An 18,705-nucleotide genomic window follows, 5' to 3' on the forward strand; every position below is an offset into this window, starting at 1 on the left:
CAGTCAATTGCCTTCGAATGAGAAAAAACGCCCCGCACTGCGGGGCGTCTTATTATTGCGGATAGCGACTACCGCTTTTTACACAAGACATTGAGCGCCGCATCGGCGTTACGTGTCACCACTTTGCCACTTCGAGCATCTACGCCCTTGGCGCCTTGTACCCAGTACGGTAAGCGCATGGGGAGCTGATCTGTCGCCTGCGCCACTTGCACCAATTCCTGCTGGGAGGCCAACACCATCCCTTCACGTTGACAGCGGGGTGCCGCCTGCGCATAAGGGACACGCAACCAACTCATGGATTTTTCGGTGTATTGCTTATCGCCAGCTTCTGGCTCTGGTAAGCCAAAATGGCTCAAGGTAATCGCCGTTTCCATCGGCGCCGACTTTTCAGCTCCCGAGGTCGATTGGGTTTGAGACAGCGGCGGTAAGCGGATCACGGCCGGTTGCGACAATGGCTGACGGGTTTGTCTTAATACCGCCTGCTTGGTTGGCCCAAATTGACGAACCCGTTTTAGCACCAACTGAGCCACGTCTAGGTTAGGATACGGACCAATTAAGCAACGTCCTCGGCCCTCACGCACCTGCACTTGAAACGGCAAGTCCGGTAAGCCTTGACGCAGAGACTGATAGAATTGGCGTGATGGCACGCCTTGCGTGGCGCCGCATTGCACCCAAAACGCCGTGCTCTGCGGATCCGGAGATTGATTGCCCCACAACCCTTGTCCGATATCACATGTCTCGCCAATGATTGGCCAGCCTTGTTGGCGGTCGATAATGGCGCAAGGGTTCTGTTCTGCGCGCACTGGCGCACTAATTGCCCACACTGCTACCACACTGACAGCCAAACCTCGCCACCGCCCCATGAGTCGCTCCCTTGATAATCTAATCTGCTCAGCTTAAGCAAAGTCACACATTGACTCAAGCAAGGGATCACCAAGCTGTCAGACAGCCATCAAAAAAATGGCTGCGAACGCAGCCATTTTCCTTACCCTTTGTAGATTTTGGGATTGAAAACATCTCGTAGCCAATCGCCGAGCAAATTGATCACTAGCACCAGTAAGACCAGCACAATACCTGGGAAGGCGGTTATCCACCACGCGCCGGAGAAAATATAATTAAAACCGATGCTGATCAATGAGCCTAGTGATGGCTGATCGACAGGCATCCCCAGCCCCAAGAAAGACAGTGCCGCCTCAGACATAATCGCATTGGCAACCTGCACGGTTGAAATCACCAAGATGGGCGACAAGCAGTTGGGAAGAATATGACGGAACATGATCCGTGGCGAGCGGAAACCCATCACTCGCGCTGCTTCCACATATTCTTTTTTCTTTTCTGCCAGGACAGAGGCACGAATGGTCCGCGCATACTGTGGCCACTCGGCAATCCCGATAATCACCACCAGCATTAAAATCGCGTATTGGCTATAAAACTCACTGCCAAAGCTGGCTTTAAAAATCGCTGAGACAATAATAGCGACCATCATGGTCGAGAAAGACAGCTGGATATCGGCGATACGCATAAAAAAGCTATCAATGCGGCCACCAAAATAGCCGGCACTCAGACCAATCACCGTCCCCAGAATCAACTGCAGGCCGACGGCACACAAACCTATGGTCAAAGAGATCCGCAAACCATAAATAATGGTCGACAAAATATCTCGCCCTTGGTTATCCGTGCCGAGCAAAAAGCGCGGATCGCTCCACTCCATCCAGACAGGGGGGAGCTCAGAGTCCATAATATCAATCGCCATTAAATCATAGGGATTGGTTGGGGACACTAAGGGCGCAAAGACCGCGAGCAATAAGAACACCATGAAAATGGTGAAGCTAGCGATCGCCACCTTGTCACGCTTAAAGTGGTAGAAGAAGTCAGAGTCCAAGAAGCGCTGCCAACGACTTGGTGTTGTATTCGCTTGTGTCATCGCTTACGCCTCCTTGCCGGTTAAGTTAACCGTTGGGTTAATCAAGCCATACAGCAGATCGACAATAGTGTTGGTCACCACAAAGATCAGCCCGACGAAAATCACGTAAGCGGTAATCAACGGCGTATCTACACGGTTAATCGCTTCAAGGAACAAAAAGCCCGTCCCCGGCCACTGAAAGACGGTCTCGGTCAAAATGGTATACGCAATCATAGTACCGATTTGCACACCACCAACCGTTACCACCGGCAGCATGGTGTTCTTCAGCGCATGCTGATAATAAACCTTGTTTTCGGGCAACCCTTTAGCACGTGCAAATTTCACATACTCGGTTCCCAAGGCTTCCAGCATTTCAGAGCGCACCAAGCGAATGAACAAAGGTAGCATGATGGATGCCAGCGACACGGAGGGCAGCACCAAATGTGCTAAGCCATCCAGGGTGAAAAAGCCGGACTCCCAGCCAAGCCAATTGGCCGTTTCTCCACGCCCATAAGAAGGCAGCCAGCCCAACTCAATCGAGAAGACATACATGAGCATAATCGCGGTCAAGAAGACAGGTATCGAGATACCCACGATACTAAAGCCCATGATTATCTTGGTGAGCATGCTATTGGGGTGAATCGCCGAGTACACCCCGAGTGGAATCGACACCACGACAATGATCAGTGCCGCCCCCGCCACGAGTTCTAGCGTTGCCACCAATTTATCTAAAATGACGTCCACGACTGGACGCTTAAAGAAATAAGAATTGCCTAAATCCCCTTGTAGGGCCTTGCCTACAAAGCGGGTATATTTGGTTAAGAAGGGATCGTTAAGCCCCATTTCATCACGCAGCGCATCACGCTCCGCTTCTGATACTGATTGCCCCACCAGCTCCCGCAAGGGGTCGCCGAGGTTGTCTTGGATAGCAAACGCCACCAGACTGATGACAAACATCACAATCAGTGCCTGTACCAGACGTTTGACTAAAAACGTTACCATGTGTGCCTCTAAGCGATTGGATAATCAGGGCCCCAGCGGTTGGGGCCCTGTTTTAGTCCATTACTCGACCACTAGATCGCCGAAGTAAGGGAAGTTCATACCGTTAACGATCGGCTCGATGTTAACGTTATTTTTGGCTGCCCATGATGGATCTTGCCAGTGCAGAGGTAAGAAGGCCGCTTCGTCATACAGGATCTTCTCGACCTTTTGCAGCATCGCACTACGCTTTTCCAGATCCGTTTCTGAGTTGGCTTCCATCACCAGCTTATCCACTTCGCTGTTCGAGTAGTGGCCACAGTTATACTGACCCTTACCGGTGTCCGCATCACGTGTCATGGTGAGGAACTCGGTGAAGTTGGCAGAATCTTCTGTATCTGGGTGCCAACCGATCATCTGCATGCCCGCTTCGCACTTATCAAACTCAGGCCAGTACTGCGCTTTTGGCATGGTTTGCAAGTCAACCTTGATACCAATTTTCGCCATCATTGCCGCCACCGCTTGAGCGATTTTTTCATCGTTCACGTAACGGTTGTTAGGGGCAATCATGGTGATTGAGAAACCATCTGGGTAACCGGCCTCTTCCATCAGTTTTTTCGCTTTCGCCAGGTCATAACGTGGCTCGAGATCAGGATTATAGCCTGCATACCCGACTGGGCTTTGCTGGCTCGCGGGCGTGGCCGCCCCTTTCATGATCTTCTGCGCGATACCTTCGTTGTTGACCGCATAAGCCACCGCTTGGCGAACACGTGGATCTTTAAACTCATCCACCACACTCTGGTTCATTTGGAAGGTGATGACCCGCGTCCCTGGCATGGTCACCAATTGCAGCTCGTCGGCACGTTCGATACGGCGATAGTCGTTAGGAGAAACAGGCGCAATCATGTCGACATCACCAGACAGCAGCGCCGCGACGCGGGTGGCATCTTCTTTGATCGGACGCAGCGTGATGTTATCCACATTGCCTTCGCTGTCTTTGTCCCAGTAATTCTCATTACGGTCAAACTCGACAACCACGCCTTGTTCACGTTCGTCAACCACATACGGCCCGGTGCCTGACAGGTGTGTCGACGCATAGGTTGAGCCATTTTTCTTCAGCTCAGATTTATCACGGCCGTCTTCTGTCTCACCACTGTAGAACTTGCTGTCCATCGGGAACACGTAGGTCATGACGTTTTCTACCAGCGGGTAGGTACCGTCCGTCACCACATCCACCGTGTGCTCGTCGACTTTTTTGATATCAACGATTGGGGTGAAAATCCCTTTAAAGTCGGGGGATGATTTCAAACGATCAAAGGTCCACACCACATCGTCGGCAGTAAACGCGTTTCCGGAATGGAACGTCACGCCTTCGCGAAGATTGAAACGCACGGTTTCATTATCGATACGCTCCCAAGACGTGGCGAGGCGAGGCTCAAAGTCCATCTCTTGGGTAAAGCGGACCAAGGGGTCGAAGACCATGTGTGATAGCTGTAGCGTACCACCGGAAAGCTGCTCATGAGGGTCCAGTGAAACCGGATCCGCATCATACGCGACGGTGATATCTGCAGCCGCGGCACTAACGCTCAGGCCGGCGGCCATAAGCGCCACGGCAATCTTGCTCTTCATTGTTTTCATTGCATAGCTCCTTTATGCGTAGGGGTTGCCCCCTGCTGTGTTTGCATCATGGATGAGGTGCGGCGCAATGCCGCGTCGACATAGCGTGCTATGCCGGTTGCAAACCTTCCGTGCTCATTCCCTTAAACTCTGGCATCAATGAGATAAGCTGACGGCTATATTCGTGTTGTGGGTTAGTAAACAGTTGCTCTGTCGGTGCCACTTCTAACAGCTGGCCTTTGCGCATCACACCAATGCGGTCACACATTTGGCGAATCACCGGCAAATCGTGACTGATAAACAACATGGTGAGATTGAGCTCGTCCTGCAGATCTTTGAGCAGGTTCAAAATTTGCGCTTGTACTGACACATCCAACGCGGATGTCGGCTCATCGCAAATCAGTAAACGCGGACGCGTCGCCAATGCGCGAGCAATCGAAATACGCTGGCGTTGCCCCCCAGAGAACTCGTGCGGATATTTAATCCCTGCGCCGCGACCCAGGCCAACGTGATCAAGCAAGTCGCCGACGATTTGGCGGATTTGAGACTCGCTTTCGGCCAAACGGTGAAAACGAATGGGCTCAGCGATAATGTCGTATATCTTCATCCGTGGGTTCATGGATGAATACGGGTTTTGAAACACCATTTGCATTTGGCGACGGATAGGACGTCGGGCGCGTTCGTTTTTAATCGCAGTCAGATCGATATCTTCAAAAATGATTTGCCCCGTGTTGGGCGGATAAAGCCCGGTGATCGCGCGCGCAATGGTCGACTTTCCTGAGCCCGACTCACCGACAAGACCAAAGGTTTCCCCCTCAACCACGTCAAAGCTGACATGATCAGAGGCTTGGACGTATTCGCGGCGGCTCGCAAAGAGAGAATCCTTAGTAATAAAGCGCAAGGACACATCTTTCACCTGCAGTAGCGGACCGCTGTAAGCGCGCTGATCTTGGCTTTGCCCCAGCCAGTGATTCTTGACATCAAGCTCAAGGGTTTCACCGGCTTCCTCGATATAATTGACCAGCGGAAAGCGGTCCAGCTTGATATCAGAGCGTGGCACCGCTGAAATGAGACTTTGCGTGTAAGGATGCTGAGGCTCACCTAACACCTGCTGGGTGGTGCCTAGCTCCACCAAATCACCACGATACATCACCGCGACACGGTCGGTCACATTGGCGACCACGCCCATATCATGGGTGACCAGCATACAGCCAACATTTTTCTTTTGGCATAAGTCGCGGATGAGGTTAAGGATTTGATCTTGGATGGACACATCCAACGCCGTGGTCGGCTCATCGGCAATGATGAGATCCGGCTCCCCGGCCAGCGCAACCGCAATCACCACGCGCTGACGCATCCCGCCGGAAAACTGATGGGGGTATTGTTTGATGCGCAGCTCTGGCTCAGGGATCCCCACCTGCTCCATTAAATTAAGCGCGCGCTGATAGGCCTGTTGCTGCGTCACATTCAAGTTGGTCAAAATGGTTTCGGTAAGCTGCTGCTCGACCGTAAACAGCGGATTCAGGGAGGTCATCGGGTCTTGAAAGATAAACCCAATTTTATCACCGCGCACTTTGCGCATTTCGTTGGGGGTTAGCCCGGAGATTTTTTTACCGTCCAGATACACATCGCCACTGGCAATGCGACCCGGCGGACTGAGCAAATCAATCACGGCATTACCGACCGTGGACTTGCCCGCCCCAGACTCACCCACCACGCCAACAATCTCACCGCGCTCAATCGTTAATGACAATGACGTCACGGCGGCGTGAACGCCATGGCGAGACGGGTACTCTATTCGTAGATTATTTACTTCTAGCAGTGACATTTTTCATCCTTGATATCGTCTTAGGTGACGATCGACTTCCTTACCAAAACAAGGTGATATGATCTTGCCTCGGAGAGATGCGGATTTAATCTGGCAAACATTTCACAAAAAATCAACATCACAGCAGAAAATGCCATAATGACACAGTCGGCTCGAATATTCATTCACTTGGCTACGATTGTGTACCCAAGCGTCAAACAAAAAATACACTTCATATCATAAAGATATAAGGTATTACGCTTTCCCCTGTTTTAAAGCAAATCGCGCATAGAATAAAGCAAAGTTATTTAACAGCGTGTAAACAATGACAGCGATAAGTACCAAAAAAAACGCGTTTGTCGAGTTAATWGATTACTTAATAAATGAAAGGCAGTTTTTTGAACCACACAATGATAGGTATAGCAGTCACATCAAAAGGTGTGGTTTTTATTGCTGATTGGTGACTTTTTATCTATCAGAATCTTGATAGAGTTCTAATTTCTGCATTTTATCCTCTCTCAACGTCGCCACGTAGAGAAAAGAATCATCAACACGTACTCGCAAAGCGATATAAAGCCGTCCCATAACAGGGAAGCTTGAGGAGTAAAGACATGGTCATAGGGAGGAGGGCCAAACAAAAAAAACCCAGCCATTAGGCTAGGGTTTGTAATAGTGGTCGGTGAAGAGGGATTCGATGGGGCGGCCTACCGCGCGACCGGGCTTCCGTTGGGCCGGCTTCCGGCCCCCGACCCTCGCTCTCCAACGAACAGGCATAAACAAAAAAACCCCAGCCGTTAGGCTAGGGTTTGTAATAGTGGTCGGTGAAGAGGGATTCGAACCCCCGACCCTCTGGTCCCAAACCAGATGCGCTACCAAACTGCGCTATTCACCGACATATTCGCTGTTAGCGAAAATAATGGGGTGGCTGACGGGACTTGAACCCGCGACAACTGGAATCACAATCCAGGGCTCTACCAACTGAGCTACAGCCACCACTGATTTTTTGCCAATTTCCTTTATCCCCGGAATGGCGCGCCCGACAGGATTTGAACCTGTGACCTTTGGCTTCGGAGGCCAACACTCTATCCAACTGAGCTACGGGCGCTTGCCCCGTTGGCGGTGACGAATATTACGGATATCACCACCAGCCGTCTAGCACTTTTTTTAATTTTTTTACTGACTGGTCTCTTTTTCAACAAATTGCGTAGAAATCGTCAGTAAGGTCTCTACTATAACGGTTTAACGTAACAATCTAAAGCGCTATAATCACCTAATCTTTACACGGAGTTAACCCAGCAACGTTGGCAAATCCGTTAAGACGAGACTGACAGGCCGCAACCGAATCACCCTTGATTGATTCACCCCCTTAGGTTGGCGGCAAATAAGATAAAAAAGGCGTTAAGCCACCAGTAATGTGGGAGTGTCATTGTGAGCGCAAAGGGAAAAAGTCTAGGTCAAATTATGGTTGCCACCGTGGCGGCCCTGTTATTTGCTTCTGCTGCGCAAGCGCTAGAAGTGTCTGAGCAAGAAAAAGCCGCTATTGCTGAACGCATTGCCCCGGTTGGTGATGTGTATATTGACGGCGAAGCGCCAACGCAAACCGCCGCCGCAGAGCCGAGTGGCCCACGCAGCGGCGAGCAGGTCTACAACACCTACTGCACCGCGTGTCACGGCACAGGCGCAGCCGGCGCGCCCAAAACAGGCGATGCCGCCGCTTGGGGGCCACGTGTCGATAAAGGCATGGAAACGCTGACCACGCACGCTATCAACGGCTTTAATGCGATGCCTGCCAAAGGGACGTGTATGGATTGCTCGGATGATGAGATTGTGGCGGCCATCGAGCACATGCTCGACGCACTTTAATACCGCCGCGCATTGCCAGTGTGACAATAACGCCGCCCTTGCGGCGTTATTTGTTTTTATCCAGCATGGCTTTTAGGTTGGCGATCGCGGCTTGCCCTTTCTCCATCCGCTCTTCTTGTGAAACAGGCTTTCTTTGCGACTCCCACTCCACATCGTCAAAAGGAAGCTCTTCCAGGAAGCGGCTTTGCTGAGGTTTAATCACTTCACCAAATTGACGCCGTTCTCGACACACTACAAAGGTCAGCGCCTTTTGCGCACGGGTCAGTCCGACATAAGCCAAACGCCGCTCTTCATCGATATTGTCTTCATCAATGCTCGACTGATGCGGCAATAAACCTTCTTCCATGCCAATCAGGTAGACATAAGGAAATTCGAGCCCTTTGGAGGCATGCAAGGTCATCAACTGGACTTGGTCTGCGTCATCATCGTCTTCCCCCCGCTCCATCATGTCACGTAGTGTAAGGCGCTGAACCACCTCTCTTAAGCTGCGTTCGACCTGATCGGGGTTATCACCTTCTAAGTCGGCGACAATCCAACTATAAAGCTGTGAGACGTTTTTCATCCGCATTTCAGCCACTTTAGGGCTTGAAGACGTTTCGTACAGCCACTCTTCGTAGTGAATGTCACGCAAAAGCGCCCTCACCGCCGCCACGGTATCGCCTCGCTCGGCTTGATCGGATAATTCTACCACCCAGCGGGTAAACGCTTGTAGCGACGCCAAACCACGTCCCGATAAATGTTGACTAAGCCCGAGCTCGAAGCTTGCCGCAAACAAGCTCTTTCCGCGTTGGTTGGCATAACTGCCGAGTTTCTCTAACGTCACAGGGCCAATCTCACGTCGTGGCGTGTTAACGACTCGCAAGAACGCGTTGTCATCATCGGGGTTCGTGAGCAGGCGCAGATAGGCCATGATATCTTTGATTTCTGCACGTGAGAAAAACGACGTCCCACCCGAGATCTTGTAAGGAATGCGGTTTTGCATCAGCGCTTTTTCGATTAAACGCGATTGGTGGTTTCCGCGATATAGGATGGCGTAATCTTTGTATTGGGTACGTCCGAGAAAACGATGGCCTATCAGCTCGCCGACCACGCGCTCCGCCTCATGTTCTTCATTATTGGCCGTCAATACTTTGAGCATGTCGCCATCAGGTAAAGCAGAAAATAAGGTCTTTTCGAATACATGGGGATTATTGGCAATCAAGATGTTGGCCGCGCGGAGGATGCGACTGGTTGAGCGGTAATTTTGCTCCAACTTCACCACGTGCAAACGCGGAAAGTCTTGCTGAAGATACACCAGATTTTTCGGCTGAGCCCCTCGCCACGAGTAAATTGACTGATCGTCATCCCCGACCACCGTGAAACGTGCACGCTCACCCACTAGCAGCTTCACTAACTGATATTGACTGGTGTTGGTATCTTGATATTCATCGACCAATAAATAACGAATGCGCGCTTGCCACCGCTCGCGTACGGCTTGGTTTTGGCTAAGTAGCGCGACCGGCATCAAAATGAGATCATCAAAATCCAGCGCGTTATACGCACGCATTTGTTTTTGGTAGCGCGCGTAACAGGCGGCAAACAGTTGCTCACGCTCGCCTTGCGCCTGAGCCAGTGCTTCATCCGGCCCCAACATGGCATTTTTCCAGTTGGAAATGGTATGCACTAACTGACGGAGCAAATCTTTATCGTTATCCAACTCTTGTTCGGTCAGGGCTTTTAACAAAGCTAATTGGTCTTGATCATCAAACAGCGAAAAGCCTGCCTTGAGCCCCAAGGTTTTATATTCTCGCCGAATGATATTGAGGCCCAAGGTATGAAAGGTCGACACCATCAAACCACGCGACTCTTGCTTTCCTAAACTTTGTGCTACCCGCTCTTTCATCTCGCGTGCCGCTTTGTTGGTAAAGGTTACCGCAGCGATATGGCGCGCTTTATAGCCACATTGCTGAACCAAATAGGCAATTTTATGGGTAATGACACGTGTTTTTCCCGAGCCGGCCCCTGCCAAGACCAAGCAAGGTCCAGAGATATGTCGTACGGCATCGGATTGCGCGGGGTTAAGTTTCATGGTGACAACACCTCATCAGTGGCTGAATGAGCATTGTAGAGCGAATCCAACTGATGTCTATCTCACCGCAGCAGAGTGCATTTTGCTTGCTACACTTTATGCTTGTCATTTGCGCGAAAAAACCTCTAAAATGAATGAACGTTCATTCATTGCTTGGTGCATTATCTATGGACAAACGTACGCAAATCTTTGCCGCGACCGAGCAATTAATCGCGACGGTCGGGCTCGATAAAGTCTCAATGCAACAAGTGGCGACACAAGCACACGTCGCTGCAGGGACCATTTATCGCTATTTCAAAGACAAGGATGATTTGCTTCGCCAACTGTCTTCACACCTGATGATGCAGTGTGCGACCCATATCCAGCAAGGGGTCAAGGATGAGCCAACACTCAAACGTCAGTTTGAACGCTTATGGCGCAATACTTGGACCATGATGCTACAACGCGATCATCTGCTATTGTCTCGAGACCAGTTTGATGCGCTGCCACGGGACGACCAGTTACACGCTCAGCGGGAGCGAGATGCCTTCTCCGACCTTTATCAAGTCTTTCAAGAAGGTAAGCAACAAGGCGTGCTCAAGCCCCTCGATGATGAGGTATTAATCACCTTGGGACTCGAACCCGCTTTTTGTTTAGCTCGCAAACAGGTTCGGGGTGTTATAACCCTGGACAGTCATGCTATCGCAGATGCGATCCACGCTTGCTGGGATGCAATTTCTCTTCACTAACGACGTTCGGAGCTTACTTCGATGAAAAAATGGTTTTTCTTTATGGTTATCCTCGCGCTGCTGCTGTTTGGCAGTGTGATTGGCTTTAACCTGTTCAAGCAGCAAAAGATTGCAGAGTATATGGCAAACATGCCAGAGCCCACCCACCCAGTCACCGCGGTGACGGTTGAGGCTGAGCCTTGGACACCAACGCTTGACGCCATTGGTTTTGTTGAGCCTAACCAAGGGATCACCTTAACCACCCAAATTGCCGGTGTCGTCGATGTGATTAATTTTGAGTCTGGCCAAACCGTTGAGCGTGGGCAAAACCTGGTCGAGCTCGACTCGAGCGTTGAAAAAGCCAATTTAGCCAGCACCCAAGCGCGCCTACCGGCGGCGGAAGCCAAGTTTAAACGCTACCAAGGACTGTTTGCTAAAGGCTCTATCTCTAAAGAAGCGCTGGATGAAGCCGAGGCCAATTATCGTTCGCTACAAGCTGACATTAACGCACTGAAAGCCACCATTGCCCGTCGTAATATCCAAGCACCCTTCGATGGTGTGATTGGCCTGCGTGATGTTTTCTTAGGTGAATACTTGCAGCCAGGTACGGATATTGCTCGCCTCGAGGATACCTCGGTGATGAAGCTGCGCTTTACCGTGCCACAAACAGATATTTCTAAAATCCGTCTGAGCCAGCCGTTGCGCATTACTGTCGATGCGTATCCTGAAAAGGAATTCATCGGCTCTATCAGTGCCATTGAGCCTGCGGTCAACAGCCAGAGTGGTCTTATCAAGGTGGAAGCGAATATTCCGAATAACGATGGTCAGTTGCGCTCAGGGATGTTTGCCCGTGCCGATATCGTTCTACCTACCATTGAAGAGCAAATCGTGATTGATCAAACCGCGATTAATTTCACCTTGTACGGGGAAAGTGTGTACGTGATCCGCGAAGAAGAAGGGGAAAAACGCGCGTTCCAACAAGTGCTCAAAGTCGGTGAGCGTCGTGGCCATCAAGCACGCATTATCGAAGGTCTGCAGCCTGGCGATCAGGTCGTCACCTCCGGCCAAGTGCGGTTAAGCAATGGCTCCAAAGTGAAAATCGTCGAAAACGACGCTCTCACACCACCAGAACAATTACCTCAATTGTAAGACGAGGATGTGATGCGCTTTACTGATATTTTTATCCGGCGCCCCGTGCTAGCCGCGTCAATCAGTATTCTGATTGCGCTGCTCGGCCTGCAATCTTTATTTAAGATGCAAGTCAGGGAATACCCGGAAATGACCAATACCGTGGTCACCATCACAACCAGCTATTATGGCGCCAGCGCCGACTTGATTCAGGGCTTCATTACGACGCCACTCGAACAAGCCGTGGCCCAAGCTGATAATATTGACTTTATGACCTCAGAGTCGGTGCTTGGTTCTTCGACCATTACGGTCAATATGAAGCTTAATACCGACCCTAATGCCGCCTTGGCCGATATTCTCGCCAAGGTAAACTCGGTGCGTGCTCAGCTCCCCGCTGAAGCCGAAGATCCGTCAGTATCGATGTCGACCGGTTCGACCACCGCGGTGATGTATGTTGGTTTTACCTCACCCGAGCTCGACTCCAGTCAGATCACCGACTACCTCGAACGCGTGGTCAAACCTCAGCTGTTTACCGTGGATGGTGTTTCCAAAATCGACCTTTACGGCGGGGTGAAGTATGGCCTTCGCGTGTGGCTCGATCCGGAGAAAATGGCGGCATTTAAGCTGGCGGCCACCGACGTGATGTCCGTGCTTGATGCCAACAACTACCAGTCGGCCACCGGTCAGGCGATTGGTACCTTTATGATCTATAACGGCAGTGCCGATACCCAGGTCTCCACCCCTGAAGAGCTGAGTAACTTGGTGGTGGATACCCAAGATGGTCGTGTCGTACGCCTCGGAGACATCGCTAAGGTCTCACTCGAGAAAAGCCATGATCGGGTACGTGCACTGGCCAATGGCTCTGAGGCGGTTGTCGCCGCGATCAATGCCACCCCGTCGGCTAACCCCATCAATATTGCCGCTGACGTCATGGATATGTTGCCGGAAGTTGAGCGCAACATGCCAAGCAATATCGAGATGAATGTGCTGTATGACTCATCTAATGCAATCAATGAGTCCATCAATGAGGTGATCAAAACCATCATTGAAGCGGCACTGATCGTGTTGGTGGTGATCACCCTGTTCTTGGGCTCATTCCGCGCGGTAATTATCCCTATTATCACCATTCCGCTATCCCTGATTGGTGTGGCGCTGGTGATGGAAATGATTGGCTTCTCACTGAACTTGATGACCCTGCTGGCGATGGTGCTGGCTATCGGCTTGGTGGTCGACGATGCGATCGTGGTATTGGAAAACATCGACCGCCATATCAAGCTGGGAGAGTCCCCTTTCCGCGCGGCCATTATTGGTACACGGGAAATTGCCGTGCCAGTTATCTCCATGACACTGACGTTGGCGGCGGTGTATGCCCCTATCGCCATGATGGGCGGGATCACCGGCTCGCTGTTTAAAGAGTTTGCGTTAACGCTTGCTGGGGCAGTGTTTGTCTCCGGGATTGTCGCATTAACACTCTCACCGGTAATGTGTTCGACCATGCTGAAAGCCAACGCCAAGCCAAGTCGCTTTGAACTTGCCGTTCACCGCTTCTTGGATGGAATGACCGACAAGTATGCTCATCTTCTTAGTAAGGTGATGCAACGCCGTCCTGTGGTGGTATCTTTTGCGGTCATCGTCTTTGCCTCTTTACCCGTGCTATTTAATTTTATCCCCAGTGAACTCGCACCATCGGAAGATAAAGGCGTGGTAGTCATGATGGGGACGGCGCCCTCGACGGCTAACCTAGATTACATCCAAAACAGCATGGCGGAAGTGAACCAAAAGCTCGACGAACAACCAGAAGTGGCCTTTTCTCAGGTCTTTTCTGGGGTGCCGAAATCGAATCAAGCGTTTGGTATCGCCTCACTGGTGCCTTGGAGTGAGCGGGAAGCCAGTCAGTCCGAAGTGGTAAAACGCATGGCTGACGAAGTGAAAGACATTCCGGGTATGAAGGTCACCACCTTTGAAATGCCAGAACTGCCCGGTGCCTCCTCCGGCTTGCCGATCCAATTTGTGGTGACGACCCCGAATAATTTCGAAAGTCTCTATCAAGTGACCGCCGAAATTATGTCCGAGGTACAATCTAGCCCGAACTTCGTCTATTCGGAGCTGAACCTTAACTTTGATTCGGCCACCATGAATATCAGCATTGATAAAGACAAAGCTGGGTCATATGGCGTGACGATGCGTGATATTGGCGCCACCATTGGCACCATGATGGCGGATGGCTACGTCAACCGTATCGACTTTGATGGCCGCTCATATGAGGTGATCCCGCAAGTGGAGCGTAAATATCGCCTCAACCCTGAGTCCATTGAGAGCTACTATGTTCGTGCGGCCAACGGTGATTCCATTCCGCTGGGCTCGCTGATTGACATTGAAGTCACCGCGGAGCCTCGCTCACTCCCGCACTTTAATCAGCTAAACGCTGCGACCATCAGTGCGGTATCTGCGCCCGGTGTCACCATGGGTACCGCGGTGGATTGGTTCGAAAGCAAGGCAGCAGAGTTGCCTAAAGGCTATCAGCACGATTACCTCGGTGAGTCTCGCCAATACGTGACAGAAGGCAGCGCGCTGTATGCCACCTTCTTGTTCGCCTTAGCGATCATTTATCTGGTACTGGCGATTCAGTTTGAATCCTTGCTCGACCCACTGGTGATCTTGGTCTCTGTGCCACTTGCGATTTGTGGTGCCTTAATTGCTCTCGCGTGGGGGCTGTCATCAATGAACATCTACTCACAAGTCGGGTTGATAACCTTGATAGGTCTGATTACCAAACACGGTATTCTGATCTGTGAGGTGGCTAAAGAGCAGCAACTGCATCATCAAGCCAGCCGAATGGACGCGGTAAAAGAAGCGGCCAAAATTCGTCTGCGTCCGATCTTAATGACCACTGCCGCGATGATTGCAGGCCTCATCCCGCTAATGTTCGCCACCGGCGCAGGCGCCGAGCAACGCTTTAGCATCGGGATTGTGATCGTAGCGGGTCTCGCTATCGGTACGTTATTCACGCTATTCGTTCTGCCAGTGATTTACACCTACCTGGCCAGCAAGCACAAACCACTGCCTGTGTTTGTCGAAGACGATGAACTTGATAAGCTCGATGAAGACTATCGCGCATCACACTAACCCAAAGGGCCTTCGGGCCCTTTTCTTTTATCATCCTTTCGACAAGCTGTGCGTATTTACATAGAATAAAGACAGTTAATAAAGGAGTATTCCATGTTTGACCCCAAAAAACTTGAGCAAATGGCCAAGCAAATTCACGACGCCATGCCTCAGCCTGTTAAAGAGTTAGGCACGGATATGGAAAGCCGTGTGCGCCAAGCCATCCAAGGCCAACTGACTAAGCTGGATGTAGTAAGCCGTGAGGAGTTTGATGTACAAACCCAGGTGTTACTGCGCACCCGTCAAAAGCTCACCGAACTCGAAGCCAAGCTGGATGCCATGGAAACAAAAGTGGGTCAATCGACAGATAACCAAGAATAACCCACGCAGATATAAAAAAGCCTGACCCTCAGGCCAGGCTTCTCTTCCGCGTTATCTCAAACGATCCGCGCTTTTATTTGTCGAGCGCAATTTGTTTCATATCGGTCATATAGCCGCGCAATTCCTCACCGATATACTCAATTGGGTGGTTGCGGATACGGTCATTGACCTCGATTAAGGTGGCGTTGTCGACCTGGTTAGAGGTTTCTCCAAGCCCTTTACCAATCACATCTGCGCTCACTGTTGGCATAAAGTGTTCGCGCAGCAGCGGTGTCGCCACGTTTGCGAATAAGTAGTTGCCGTACTCAGCCGTATCGGAAATGACCACGTTCATCTCGTACAAGCGCTTACGCGCAATAGTATTGGCAATCAAAGGCAATTCATGCAATGACTCGTAATACGCTGATTCTTCGATAATGCCAGATGACACCATGACTTCAAAAGCAAGCTCGACCCCTGCACGCACCATAGCTACCATCAAAATACCGTTATCAAAGAACTCCTGCTCATTGATGCTTACATCCGACTCGGGATAGTTTTCAAACGCGGTCTGTGCGGTTTCTTCACGCCATGTGAACAAGTCTTTATCGCCGTTTTCCCAATCGGCCATCATGGTCGCGGAGAAATGGCCAGCGATGATGTCATCCATGTGTTTGTTATAGAGGGGGCGCATCAGTTCTTTAAGCGACTCCGATAGCTCGAAAGCTTTGATCTTCGCTGGGTTGGATAAGCGATCCATCATGTGAGTGATGCCACCGAACTTTAGCGCTTCCGTAATGGTTTCCCAACCATACTGAATCAGTTTACCCGCATAACCTGGCTCAACACCTTCTGCGATCATTTTCTCATAGCAAACGACCGAGCCTGCCTGCAGCATCCCACACAGGATGGTTTGTTCGCCCATCAGATCGGATTTCACTTCTGCCACGAATGAAGAGGCAAGTACGCCAGCACGGTGGCCACCGGTTGCAGCTGCCCACGCTTTCGCAATCTCAAAGCCTTCACCTTTAGGATCATTTTCTGGATGGACAGCGATCAGCGTCGGCACACCAAAGCCGCGTTTATATTCTTCACGCACCTCGGTACCCGGACACTTAGGTGCCACCATAACCACAGTAATGTCTTCACGGATACGCTGACCGACTTCGACAATATTAAAACCATGTGAGTAACCGAGCGCGGCGCCCTCTTTCATCAGTGGCATCACGGTTTCGACGACATTGGAGTGCTGTTTATCTGGTGTAAGGTTAATCACCAAGTCTGCCTGTGGGATCAAATCTTGGTAGCTACCCACTTCAAATCCATTCTCAGCCGCGTTCTGATAAGAAGGACGCTTTTCATCAATGGCAGCCTGTCGCAGTGCATAAGCCACATCAAGACCCGAGTCGCGCATGTTTAAGCCTTGGTTGAGCCCTTGCGCACCACAGCCGACAATCACCACTTTTTTACCTTTGAGAAATTCGGCCTCGGTGGAAAATTCGTCACGATCCATAAATCGGCATACGCCTAATTGTCCCAATTGTTGACGCAAATTCAGGGTATTAAAGTAGTTCGCCATGGGGTGCTCCATTGATTCAAATCCGTGATTGGGTGTGTTTTCACCGCGTATTTTTGATACTACCCTAACCACTATATTGCCTAAAGTGATATATTCACAATATAACATTGCAATTACAGCAACAATAAAATCATGAATGCAAAGCAACTCACGGGCTTCCTCCATCTCTGTGACACCAAAAGCTACACCCGGGCCGCACAAGCGATGCACGTCAGCCCCTCAGCCTTGAGCCGAATCATCCAACGTCTTGAAGAAGATATCGGTCAGCCGCTGTTTATTCGCACCAATAAAGCGGTCGATCTCACCCCAGCAGGTAAAACGCTGCTTCCCGTCGCACGCGATATTCTTCAGCTTTGGCACACCACTAAAGCCAGTATCAATGAACATGCCTCTTTGCTCGGCGGTAAGCTCACGCTCTTTTGTTCGGTCACTGCAAGCTATAGCCATTTACCTGAGCTCCTCGCGCGGTTTCGTCAACAATACCCAAATATCGAGCTACAGCTTCTGACTGGCGATCCCGCCCAAGCAGAAGAGAAGGTGCAAGACAATAGCGCCGACATTGCCATTGCCGCTAAACCCAAACGCTTGTCATCCAGCTTGGTGTTTCAACCGATTGATACAGTCAGTTTGTCGGTTATCGCACCGGCAATGGCCAGCAGTGGCATTGACCTACAAGCCATTGACTGGCAGCACACACCATTAATCTTGCCCGAAGCAGGGACAGCGCGCGAACTCGCTGATCAATGGTTGACCAGTAAAGGTATCGAGCCAAACGTCTACGCACAAATAGCAGGCCATGAGGCGATTGTCAGTATGGTGGCATTGGGCTGTGGTATTGGTGTCGCGCCCGATGTAGTGATTGATAACAGCCCAGTAAAAGACAAGGTTGAGCGATTACGCCAAGAAATTGTGCAACCTCTCGAACTGGGCCTTTGTTGTAAAGCCGCCCGCGTTAAAGAGCCTTTACTCAACGCCCTACTCGATGTCATGCGATAAACACAAAAAGCCCCAACACAATGATGCTGGGGCTTAAATGCAAAAAACCCCAGCTTTTCAGCTAGGGTTTCTAAGTAGTGGCGGAGGGCCGGGGTTGCGGGCAACCGGGACTCATTCGCCCGCAGGGCGAACCTGCCAATAACAAAAAAACCCTACTAAAATTAGCAGGGCTTCTAAGTAGTGGCGGAGTGGACGGGACTCGAACCCGCGACCCCCGGCGTGACAGGCCGGTATTCTAACCAACTGAACTACCACTCCGCACCAATTCTGTATGACTAAAGACTTATATCTCTTTGCTTTAATCAATTGTAATCAAAGCCTGGCGATGTCCTACTCTCACATGGGGAGACCCCACACTACCATCGGCGCTGCTTCGTTTCACTACTGAGTTCGGCATGGAGTCAGGTGGGTCCAAAGCGCTATGGTCGCCAAGCAAATTCGGTAATCTAGAAAGCTGTTCGTTCTCGCCACAATCAACTGGCTTTATTCGAGTCCAACCCAAAACCTCTTGGGTGTTGTATGGTTAAGCCTCACGGGCAATTAGTACAGGTTAGCTCAACGCCTCACAGCGCTTACACACCCTGCCTATCAACG

The 18,705-nt window shown here is 50.9% G+C and carries 13 protein-coding genes, 4 tRNA genes and 2 rRNA genes; 6 read left to right on the forward strand and 13 right to left on the reverse strand.

Annotated features, from left to right (window positions below; translation table 11 throughout):
- Positions 1 to 68: 68 nt before the first annotated feature.
- The 8 genes from BZG20_RS15120 to BZG20_RS15155 form a co-directional block, all read right to left on the reverse strand.
- A complete protein-coding gene (locus BZG20_RS15120) occupies positions 69 to 863 on the reverse strand; it encodes an SPOR domain-containing protein (protein ID WP_077579521.1) in 795 nt (264 codons plus the stop codon).
- Positions 864 to 985: 122 nt separating this feature from the next.
- A complete protein-coding gene (locus BZG20_RS15125; protein ID WP_077579522.1) occupies positions 986 to 1,924 on the reverse strand; it encodes an ABC transporter permease in 939 nt (312 codons plus the stop codon).
- 3 nt (positions 1,925 to 1,927) lie between these two features.
- Positions 1,928 to 2,905: an ABC transporter permease gene (locus tag BZG20_RS15130; protein ID WP_046074479.1), complete on the reverse strand. Its 978-nt coding sequence runs from the start codon at positions 2,903 to 2,905 to the stop codon at positions 1,928 to 1,930.
- A 60-nt stretch (positions 2,906 to 2,965) separates the two neighbouring features.
- Positions 2,966 to 4,519, reverse strand: coding sequence for an ABC transporter substrate-binding protein (locus BZG20_RS15135; protein WP_046074480.1), 1,554 nt, complete (start codon positions 4,517 to 4,519; stop codon positions 2,966 to 2,968).
- 88 nt (positions 4,520 to 4,607) lie between these two features.
- Complete coding sequence (locus BZG20_RS15140; RefSeq protein ID WP_046074481.1) at positions 4,608 to 6,326, reverse strand: ABC transporter ATP-binding protein; 1,719 nt, start codon at positions 6,324 to 6,326, stop codon at positions 4,608 to 4,610.
- 794 nt (positions 6,327 to 7,120) lie between these two features.
- Positions 7,121 to 7,197 (reverse strand) — tRNA-Pro (locus tag BZG20_RS15145).
- Positions 7,198 to 7,222: 25 nt separating this feature from the next.
- A tRNA-His gene (locus BZG20_RS15150) sits at positions 7,223 to 7,298 on the reverse strand.
- Between the two features lie 35 nt (positions 7,299 to 7,333).
- Positions 7,334 to 7,410 (reverse strand) — tRNA-Arg (locus tag BZG20_RS15155).
- Positions 7,411 to 7,733: 323 nt separating this feature from the next.
- On the opposite strand from BZG20_RS15155, the gene BZG20_RS15160 reads away from it, so the two are divergent.
- A complete protein-coding gene (locus BZG20_RS15160; RefSeq protein WP_046074482.1) occupies positions 7,734 to 8,168 on the forward strand; it encodes a cytochrome c5 family protein in 435 nt (144 codons plus the stop codon).
- A gap of 46 nt (positions 8,169 to 8,214) precedes the next feature.
- Here the strand turns inward: BZG20_RS15160 and rep are convergent, their stop codons facing one another.
- Entirely contained in the window at positions 8,215 to 10,236 is a 2,022-nt protein-coding gene (gene rep, locus BZG20_RS15165; protein ID WP_077579523.1) for a DNA helicase Rep, read from the reverse strand.
- A gap of 167 nt (positions 10,237 to 10,403) precedes the next feature.
- Between rep and BZG20_RS15170 the strand changes: the two genes are divergently transcribed.
- The 4 genes from BZG20_RS15170 (at position 10,404) to BZG20_RS15185 (ending at position 15,557) form a co-directional block, all read left to right on the forward strand.
- Positions 10,404 to 10,964 (forward strand): TetR/AcrR family transcriptional regulator, encoded by a 561-nt coding sequence (locus BZG20_RS15170; protein WP_077579524.1) that lies wholly within the window; start codon positions 10,404 to 10,406, stop codon positions 10,962 to 10,964.
- Positions 10,965 to 10,985: 21 nt separating this feature from the next.
- On the forward strand, positions 10,986 to 12,092 hold the full coding sequence (locus tag BZG20_RS15175) for an efflux RND transporter periplasmic adaptor subunit (RefSeq protein ID WP_046074485.1): 1,107 nt from the start codon (positions 10,986 to 10,988) through the stop codon (positions 12,090 to 12,092).
- Positions 12,093 to 12,104: 12 nt separating this feature from the next.
- A complete protein-coding gene (locus BZG20_RS15180) occupies positions 12,105 to 15,197 on the forward strand; it encodes a multidrug efflux RND transporter permease subunit (RefSeq protein WP_046074486.1) in 3,093 nt (1,030 codons plus the stop codon).
- Positions 15,198 to 15,290: 93 nt separating this feature from the next.
- Positions 15,291 to 15,557, forward strand: a complete 267-nt coding sequence (locus BZG20_RS15185; RefSeq protein WP_077579525.1) for an accessory factor UbiK family protein — start codon at positions 15,291 to 15,293, stop codon at positions 15,555 to 15,557.
- Positions 15,558 to 15,630: 73 nt separating this feature from the next.
- On the opposite strand, the gene ilvC is transcribed toward BZG20_RS15185, so the two are convergent.
- Positions 15,631 to 17,115: a ketol-acid reductoisomerase gene (gene ilvC, locus BZG20_RS15190; RefSeq protein WP_077579526.1), complete on the reverse strand. Its 1,485-nt coding sequence runs from the start codon at positions 17,113 to 17,115 to the stop codon at positions 15,631 to 15,633.
- A 132-nt stretch (positions 17,116 to 17,247) separates the two neighbouring features.
- Here ilvC and ilvY point away from each other — a divergent pair, with 132 nt between their 5' ends.
- Positions 17,248 to 18,111 carry an HTH-type transcriptional activator IlvY gene (gene ilvY, locus BZG20_RS15195; protein ID WP_077579527.1) on the forward strand — a complete coding sequence of 288 codons (864 nt, stop codon included), beginning with the start codon at positions 17,248 to 17,250 and terminating at the stop codon, positions 18,109 to 18,111.
- 181 nt (positions 18,112 to 18,292) lie between these two features.
- On the opposite strand, the gene BZG20_RS15200 is transcribed toward ilvY, so the two are convergent.
- From BZG20_RS15200 to BZG20_RS15210, 3 genes are all read right to left on the reverse strand, one after another.
- Positions 18,293 to 18,369: transfer RNA gene (locus BZG20_RS15200), tRNA-Asp, on the reverse strand.
- 59 nt (positions 18,370 to 18,428) lie between these two features.
- Positions 18,429 to 18,544: ribosomal RNA gene (rrf, locus tag BZG20_RS15205) — 5S ribosomal RNA — on the reverse strand.
- 86 nt (positions 18,545 to 18,630) lie between these two features.
- A 23S ribosomal RNA gene (locus tag BZG20_RS15210) occupies positions 18,631 to 18,705 on the reverse strand; the annotation flags it as partial.

This window comes from Salinivibrio sp. IB868 (genome assembly GCF_001995655.1).
Taxonomy (GTDB): domain Bacteria; phylum Pseudomonadota; class Gammaproteobacteria; order Enterobacterales; family Vibrionaceae; genus Salinivibrio; species Salinivibrio siamensis.

Bases quoted from the DNA above. Each gene is read 5' to 3' on its own strand.
- BZG20_RS15120 (WP_077579521.1), bottom strand. From the start codon at position 863: ATGGGGCGGTGGCGAGGTTTGGCTGTCAGTGTGGTAGCAGTGTGGGCA.
- BZG20_RS15125 (WP_077579522.1), bottom strand. From the start codon at position 1,924: ATGACACAAGCGAATACAACACCAAGTCGTTGGCAGCGCTTCTTGGAC.
- BZG20_RS15130 (WP_046074479.1), bottom strand. From the start codon at position 2,905: ATGGTAACGTTTTTAGTCAAACGTCTGGTACAGGCACTGATTGTGATG.
- BZG20_RS15135 (WP_046074480.1), bottom strand. From the start codon at position 4,519: ATGAAAACAATGAAGAGCAAGATTGCCGTGGCGCTTATGGCCGCCGGC.
- BZG20_RS15140 (WP_046074481.1), bottom strand. From the start codon at position 6,326: ATGTCACTGCTAGAAGTAAATAATCTACGAATAGAGTACCCGTCTCGC.
- rep (WP_077579523.1), bottom strand. From the start codon at position 10,236: ATGAAACTTAACCCCGCGCAATCCGATGCCGTACGACATATCTCTGGA.
- BZG20_RS15170 (WP_077579524.1), top strand. From the start codon at position 10,404: ATGGACAAACGTACGCAAATCTTTGCCGCGACCGAGCAATTAATCGCG.
- BZG20_RS15175 (WP_046074485.1), top strand. From the start codon at position 10,986: ATGAAAAAATGGTTTTTCTTTATGGTTATCCTCGCGCTGCTGCTGTTT.
- BZG20_RS15180 (WP_046074486.1), top strand. From the start codon at position 12,105: ATGCGCTTTACTGATATTTTTATCCGGCGCCCCGTGCTAGCCGCGTCA.
- BZG20_RS15185 (WP_077579525.1), top strand. From the start codon at position 15,291: ATGTTTGACCCCAAAAAACTTGAGCAAATGGCCAAGCAAATTCACGAC.
- ilvC (WP_077579526.1), bottom strand. From the start codon at position 17,115: ATGGCGAACTACTTTAATACCCTGAATTTGCGTCAACAATTGGGACAA.
- ilvY (WP_077579527.1), top strand. From the start codon at position 17,248: ATGAATGCAAAGCAACTCACGGGCTTCCTCCATCTCTGTGACACCAAA.